The sequence below is a fragment of the Ferroglobus sp. genome (genome assembly GCF_015521575.1).
Classification (GTDB): domain Archaea; phylum Halobacteriota; class Archaeoglobi; order Archaeoglobales; family Archaeoglobaceae; genus Ferroglobus.
The window spans coordinates 1-6,984 of record NZ_WANY01000132.1; the positions used below are offsets into that span (position 1 = coordinate 1).

The following is a 6,984-nucleotide window of genomic DNA, read 5'->3' on the forward strand; positions in this document are numbered from 1 at the left end:
TATCTGGAGTTATCGAGCAAGGAGTTTTTGAGTACACCCACCCTTCATCGATCCAATTTATGTATGGTCTGAAGATGTCTCTATTTCCACCATAATACAACTCCAAACTCCACCAGTTTCCGTCGTCAACATAGTGAAACAATACACTACCCGCGGGGTTTTCATCGTAAATGTACGCTCCAACCACATATACATCCAAATTGATGTCTAAGTTTGAAGGTACGGCGAAATGTTGGTAGTTACTTCCACCTAATCGTGAAGACCAAGGTTTTAGTTTTAGTACTTTTTTATTATCCCATACAGTAGTTGTTATTGTTGCATATCTTGCATTCCAATCAGAGATGTCCCCATCGTCAAAGTCATCAAAGAAAACGAATGTTCTGAACCCATTGCTTTTACTTGGAGCAGATGGATTTCCGTAATACATGTATATCGTTATGTTTTCGTTTGCGGGAATTAAAGGAACTTTAACCCAAATTTTTGCACGATTTTCGTAATCGCAAGTTTCTATCCAGTAGTTAAGCCTTACACCCTCTTCGGTTGCAAATCTAATGTCAGAGCAATCATCATTTATATGACTCCAGTTGAAGTTAGTTGCAGTCAGTTCAACAAGAATTTGATAGTCGGTGAGATCGTTACCTGAAAGTTCTTCAATATATATCGGAAGTCTGTACTTCCAAGTAACGTTAGTTATCGTTAGATTCAAAACATCACCGGCATCTCCGGCGAAGGCGTAAATCTTAGTTGTGCCATTTGCGAGAGGATAAGCTTCTATACTCGCAACTCCACTCGAATTCGTTGTGGCAACTGTAGCATTCAATTCTACAACCGATGTGTTCGTCGCAACGAATCTTACATCGATGTTCGGAATCGGCTGCGACTCCTGATCGTACACTTTTGCGCTTAGAACTTTCTTTCCCTCCAAATATGCATCCCAAGGACTTGCTTCCAAAGCAGCTTTATTCAACCACTCCACGTTGATGAGAGATGCGCCGCTTACCTGCGGGGAAAGAACTTTAATTGAATAGGAAGCTCTTAGGTTTCCGACTTCAAAAATCACTTCGCCTTCTCCAGAGTTTGTAGCCTTAAAACTTGCGTAAACTCTTCCAGCTGAGTCTGTCACCTTGGTTATCGACTGTAAACCATCTACAGTACCGATTCCCCCGCTAACGCTGATGTTGACGGATTCTCCAACAACGGGATTGTTGAAGCGATCGAGCAAAAGAACGCCAAATTCCTTCACTTCTCCCTTCGAAATCGTATATGAGTCGAAGGGATTGAGCTTGAGAAGTCTGTAAGGTTTTCTTTCTACCCTTTCTCCTTCGAAAGCGTAAACCGCTATGCGTATTATTCCGCTCGAAGCGTTAATCGTAACAGTATTCCCGCTCACGCTTCCGTATTTTCTCCAAAAATCTGGATTCACGCTTTCGAAGGTTATCGAAATATTCTCTCCATAAACGAAACCTCCAGCGGAAACGGGTTGGAAAGCTATCTCTTTCGGCGTGTTGTAAGCCAAAGAGAAGTTACCTTTCAGAATTATTAACTTAATTTCAGAGTTAATGAGAGTTTGCTCTCCAACAGCTATTATAGCTCCGTTCTGTTTTTGGAAAACCGCTCCATTTTCGAAAATAAATATCGTGTCTGGGTAGTAGTAATTTTCCACACCAATGTAAACCCTACTGCTCTTCAAATTCTTTAAAACTTCTATTTTTGATCCGTTTGGAAGAACTTCAGTGTATCTGAGCGTTATGTTAAATTCCTCCGCATAGATTGAAGAACCAGCCGGTTCGGGAGTTAAAAGGAAGAGATATTCCGGATAATCGGGGAGTGTAACGAGCATGTAGGCTCTCTCTCCAGACGCTGCGAGAGCTGAAAATTTTTCAACTTCTCCCTTTAATTTTTCAACATTGTCAGCTTCAATTTTTTTGAGCTGATCGGGTATGAAAACCGTCTGTACGAGAGAGAGAAAAATTATCAGGATCTGAATAATCAAGATGAATCCGACAACCGGGGAGAGAGCGTCATCTTTCACGAATTCTAATTTTCAAAGTTTTCGATAAAAAATTTTCTGCAGAGATGCATCGTAAAGTAACACCGTACGTTGTGCAATGCAACTCAAAGCCTGAGCAATAGTGTGTAAAACTCATAAAGTATCGTCAACGTAGAAATTCTGAAAGGAAAAGAGCTCATCGCTCTTATAAATCGACTCGAAATTTTAATACGTGAGGAAAATTAGAAGCTAAATACGTGCCCCGGTGGGGTAGGAGGATATCCTGAGGGTCTCCGGAACCCTCGACCCGGGTTCAAATCCCGGCCGGGGCGTTTTTTATTCGGTTTACCTCAGTGCTGTAAGAAACCAGAGGTTTTTCACTACACAAGTGTAACTCTCGATGCGATGGCGAAAGCTGCTTTTAATCTGAGAGCTGTCGATGGGAATTCGAACATCTTTCGAGTAAAACCTTTAATTATCTCTCCGATTCAAAACGCTGCGATTTCACGTCTACTGCTTTTTAAAATTTTAGCTTGCTGAGAAGAGATCTGGTGTCTTACTCCATTCGGATCTTCGATGTAAGCTGTGATTTTTATTTCGTTCAATCTCGTTTTTGCTGTGACCCTATAATCGAAGCTGAACTTGGCATAGGCTACAGGCTTCTTCTTTTCATAGACAAACGCAGAAGTCCACTCCACGGAGTAGTAGTTGGTTGTCCTCAGTCTTGTGTAGATGTACGAATAAATTGAACCAGCAGGATTTCCATAGGAAGAATCATATCCAGCGGTAGCTGGAGACTCGGCGCTGTAACACCATCCGTCGTAATTCGAGTCAAATCCCTGATTCGTGGGAAACGTCCTCCTAAGAGGAATGAAAATACCCGAGATCTCGTAAGCCTTAAACCAATCATAAACCCGCAAACTTTGCTTTTTGAGATATTATTCATGCTGAAAAAGCATATAGAGGAGATACTCTTTTTGAAAGAGAACTATTACGGCTGAGAAAAGCGCACTGCCAAGATTGCACCTTTCCAAATTATACAGCATTACAAAACTCTTCAATAATCTCTGAACGGAATCGAAGGGACTCCTGAAAGGAAACATGCTCCAGGCACTCTTTGTTCGTTCCTTAAGCGGAGAAAAGAATCTCTACGGCATTTCTCTCACCGAATGCCTCATGCTTATACTTCAATCCCATTCTTTTTAAAGCCTAAATAACAGAAATCCCTGTCAACAACGATCTCTGGCTTGTTTTCACAATATTTCAGCACCTCTTTAAGGAAAGCGTAGGCTTCAAAACCCTCTCTACCTTCAGATGCCCAGACGAACAGACATTCTTTCGTATCGACATCTATCGCACTCCAGATGATAATCTGCTCTCTAACTTTTTAGCTTCGTATATTACAGTTAGCCTTCTTCTCTTCCTTTCAGAATGTTCTACGGATTTATTAATTCCGTGATAGTAGATTCTGGCTGATTCGTGGCTTATTTTCTCGAACAAAGAATCAATTTTGCTCGCTTTCCTTAAAGACAGACCGTAAAAATAGAGTAAGGCTGAGAATCTTTAGCTCCAACCTCCCTCTGTTCCTTAGAAAGAGCTTCTTGGACTATATCTCTTCAATTAACTTCTGGATTAGAGATTGTACAATTTGTATTTCGACTTTTTATTTTTTAAGGTTATTCTTAACAATTCTCTCGACTTAGAATTCAAGTAAAAACCTTTCGAAAAAGGAGCTTGGTTGAATTTGCGTTTTCTTCTTTCAAGCTTTTTGACCGATCACAGCCAAAAAATCCTGTAAGAAACAGTAATCCGTTCTACAAACTATTCGCACTCTATCACAATGCTCCAATCTTTACCAAAAAGTATTTATAGCTTTACCAATAGAAACCATTTGATGGTGATGGTTCCGGAATACTTCAAAGAGTTTCAGAAGTTCTGGGGGGAGTTTTTGAAAACTCAGGAAGAGATGTTGAGGAATTTGACTTCTATGTTCGACTTTAGCCTCAAATTTAATGTGCTTAGAAATGACATCGCCGTATTCAGAGCTAAAGTTCAGAGTGGTGGGAGAATTTCCATTCCCGAAGCTGACAGGCAAGCTTTGAACATAAAAGAGGGCGACGTGGTTAAAGTTATAATAGTTAAGGAAGGAGGTGATTAGAATGGAGTTTAAAGACTTTTTGGAAACTATGAGAGGATTTTATAAAATGGGATTTGGAATTAGTAAGACGAGCCTTGATTTAATAAAAGTGGCTGCAGACAGCTATGTTAGTCTATACGAAGTCTATCTGAGGCAGATAGTTCCGAGCGAAGTTTTCGAAAGCATAAAGAAGTCGATCGACCTCTACGCTGAATCACAGGCTAAGGTTTTTGAAAACTTCAGAAAATTGCTCGACCAGCTCGAAAAACAGCAGGACGAAGTTTTTAGAAGAATGATAGAGATTAGCGAGAAAGTTCAGAAGAAAAAAGAATGATTTTCCCATTTTTCTCCAAATCTTTTTGAGCAAAATTTTTTATAATATTTTTGTTCAAAATATACTGATAGGTGATAGGGTGATAGAACGGGTCGCTTTTGAGGAGGAAATTATTGAAGTTTTCAAAAAACTGCCCAAGGAATCTTTTGAACTCCTTTTGAGGAACATCTCAATTAGAGAGCACCTTGAGAACCTGTGGAAAAAATATGAGATAACGGGAAAGGTCAAAAAGGATGAGGAGTTCAGCAAAATTTTCGACGAAATCTTCAGGTTCTTCTTTCGACCTCTTGAGATTTTCTTAGCTGGAGAGCAATATTTCAAGTACATTCTACCGAAGCCTGATGTGATAAGGCTTTTCGAAAGCCAGAGGGAGTTGTTCGAAGCTTACGAGGACTTCATTCTCTCGCTAATTTCCCACATGAGAATAACTTCGGAAATTTTGATGGGCTTTACCTTTACCGAAACCGCGAAAAGTCTGACGGAGAGCTTCGTTAAGAAGTGGTGGGATTTTGCAAGAAGAAGTTACAAGATAGAGCTTGACAGTTATAGGATCGCAAGTGAATACCCGTTCATAATTTCTAAAGAGGCTTCCAACGACTTGTTTAAAGCTGCTGAACATTGGAGCGAATTTAGAGATGCCTTCTTCGAGTTCAAAGAAATTATAACCAACACCTACGATCAATCCGTTGAAGAGTTCATCGATTTTGCGAATTCAAATAAGATTGAGAGCTTTCAAGATTTTTCAGCCAAGTTTGCTGGAATCGTCGCTAAAAACTTTGACACCCTGATAAAGTCCGAAGAATATCTGAAAGCTCAAAGAAAAATGCTCGACAACCTCATGGACTACACGTACCACACGAGAAAGTACTTTGAGTCTATTTTGGAGAGCAGTCCGCTGAATCCCTTTGCAACGATCTCTCAGATGGATGAAGCGTATAAAAGAATAATGGACTTGAAGAGGAAGGTTAAAGAGCTGGAGAAGAAAGTGAAGGAGCTGGAAGGTAAGTTGGAGGGTGTTGAAAATGTTAGAAAGTCTTAGAGAAATTGAAGTTAAGCCTTGGAGTTGCGAGTACGAAATTGTGGATGAGGACTGGCTGTTCAAGCTCCTTCACTTCAAGCCTAAGAAGAAGAGACTGCTGAAGACTCCAATTTTAATAGCTTACGCCTACATAAACCGACCGTACATTCTCGATTTACACGAAAGAGTTAGCGTTATTAGGAGGATGCTTGAAGCGGGGTTGGATGTGTGGATGATCGACTGGGGGTATCCGAAAAGAGCCGACAGATACTACGAAATAGCAGATTATGTCGATTACATTGACTACTGCGTTGAAAAAATAAAGGAGGAGAGAAAAGTTGATTCGGTCACTCTCCACGGATACTGTCTGGGTGCTACGCTTAGCGTCATATACTCCTCTCTGTATCCCAAAAACGTAAGGAACTTGGTCGTTCAAGCTCCTCCAATAAATTTCCACACGGACAACACTCTCGCTGTCTGGGCGAGAAACGTCACTCCGGAAAAAGTTTCGAGAGCGCTTGGAAATGCAAGTGGCGATTTTCTAAACATAGCATTCCTTCTTGTCGATCCGATAAGGCTTACCGTCGAAAAGTATCAGGCTCTTCTTGACAGAATCGACGATCCGAAATTCGTTCACGACTTCCTCTACATGGATCACTGGATATTCGACTCTCCAGCCATTCCGGGAAAAGTTTACGAAGAGTACATAACGAGATGGTATCATAGAAACGAGCTGATTAGAGGAGAGTACGAAGTTAGAGGTAGAAAGGTTGACCTGAAAAACATAACAATGCCGACTTTACTTCTTGTTGCCGAAAAAGATCACATAACTCCTCCAGAATGTGCCAAACCGTTTTACGAGCTGATTCCGAGCAAAGACAAATTGATGCTTACAGTCAACAAAGGTCACATCGGGCTTACGGTAAGCTCCGCTGCTCACAAAACGTTGTGGAGTGAGGCGATAAAGTGGATTGTAGAGAGGTCTAAGTAATCCCAACTAATTTATTTTTTCACTCGTCCCTCAAATTGTGCCGGAAAATTCGTTTTGAAGATGAAAAACGTTTTAAATTACCTTAACGCTAACCTAAAACCATGAGCGAGATCATGGAAATGCTCGTCAGAAGAGGATTTCTCTGGCAGTCCTTCGAAATCTACGGAGGAATGGCGGGCTTCATCGATTACGGTCCTTTGGGAAATGCAGTAAGGAGGAAACTTGAAAACCTGTGGAGAAAGTACTTCGTGATCAACGAAAGGAGCGTTGAAATAGATACGCCAACAATAGGTGTTGAGGAAGTTTTCATAGCTTCGGGACATGCTGAAGGTTTTACAGACGTTGCGATCGAATGCGAGAGTTGTGGAAGGGTTTTTAGGGCTGATCACTACATAAAGGAGAAGTTGAACATCGAAGTGGATCCGACGATAGAGAGGGTTTGGGATGTCGTTGTTGAATTTAACTTGAAATGCGAGTGCGGTGGAAATTTCAAAAAACCGTTCCACTTTAACTT

General features: G+C 40.9%; 6 protein-coding genes, 1 tRNA gene and 1 pseudogene. 6 read left to right on the forward strand and 2 right to left on the reverse strand.

The annotated features are described in order from the left end of the window. The coding region (locus F7C14_RS05500) for a DUF2341 domain-containing protein (RefSeq protein ID WP_290900677.1) at positions 1-2,032 on the reverse strand (2,032 nt) is incomplete at its 3' end. Between the two features lie 217 nt (positions 2,033-2,249). Here F7C14_RS05500 and F7C14_RS05505 point away from each other — a divergent pair. Further along, positions 2,250-2,322, forward strand: a tRNA-Arg gene (locus F7C14_RS05505). A gap of 156 nt (positions 2,323-2,478) precedes the next feature. On the opposite strand, the gene F7C14_RS05510 is transcribed toward F7C14_RS05505, so the two are convergent. Next, the gene (locus F7C14_RS05510) at positions 2,479-2,910 is read right to left on the reverse strand and encodes a hypothetical protein (RefSeq protein ID WP_290900679.1); all 432 of its coding nucleotides are present in this window, start codon (positions 2,908-2,910) and stop codon (positions 2,479-2,481) included. 974 nt (positions 2,911-3,884) lie between these two features. Here F7C14_RS05510 and F7C14_RS05515 point away from each other — a divergent pair. The 5 genes and pseudogenes from F7C14_RS05515 to F7C14_RS05535 form a co-directional block, all read left to right on the forward strand. Then, positions 3,885-4,148 carry an AbrB/MazE/SpoVT family DNA-binding domain-containing protein gene (locus tag F7C14_RS05515; protein ID WP_290900681.1) on the forward strand — a complete coding sequence of 88 codons (264 nt, stop codon included), beginning with the start codon at positions 3,885-3,887 and terminating at the stop codon, positions 4,146-4,148. Position 4,149: 1 nt separating this feature from the next. Continuing rightward, positions 4,150-4,461, forward strand: a complete 312-nt coding sequence (locus F7C14_RS05520) for a hypothetical protein (RefSeq protein WP_290900683.1) — start codon at positions 4,150-4,152, stop codon at positions 4,459-4,461. A gap of 79 nt (positions 4,462-4,540) precedes the next feature. After that, positions 4,541-5,500 carry a poly(R)-hydroxyalkanoic acid synthase subunit PhaE gene (locus tag F7C14_RS05525; RefSeq protein ID WP_290900685.1) on the forward strand — a complete coding sequence of 320 codons (960 nt, stop codon included), beginning with the start codon at positions 4,541-4,543 and terminating at the stop codon, positions 5,498-5,500. Next, positions 5,484-6,470 carry an alpha/beta fold hydrolase gene (locus F7C14_RS05530; RefSeq protein ID WP_290900687.1) on the forward strand — a complete coding sequence of 329 codons (987 nt, stop codon included), beginning with the start codon at positions 5,484-5,486 and terminating at the stop codon, positions 6,468-6,470. Before F7C14_RS05525 ends, F7C14_RS05530 begins: the two co-directional genes overlap by 17 nt. Positions 6,471-6,571: 101 nt before the next feature. Then, positions 6,572-6,984, forward strand: a pseudogene (locus F7C14_RS05535) (glycine--tRNA ligase); the annotation flags it as partial.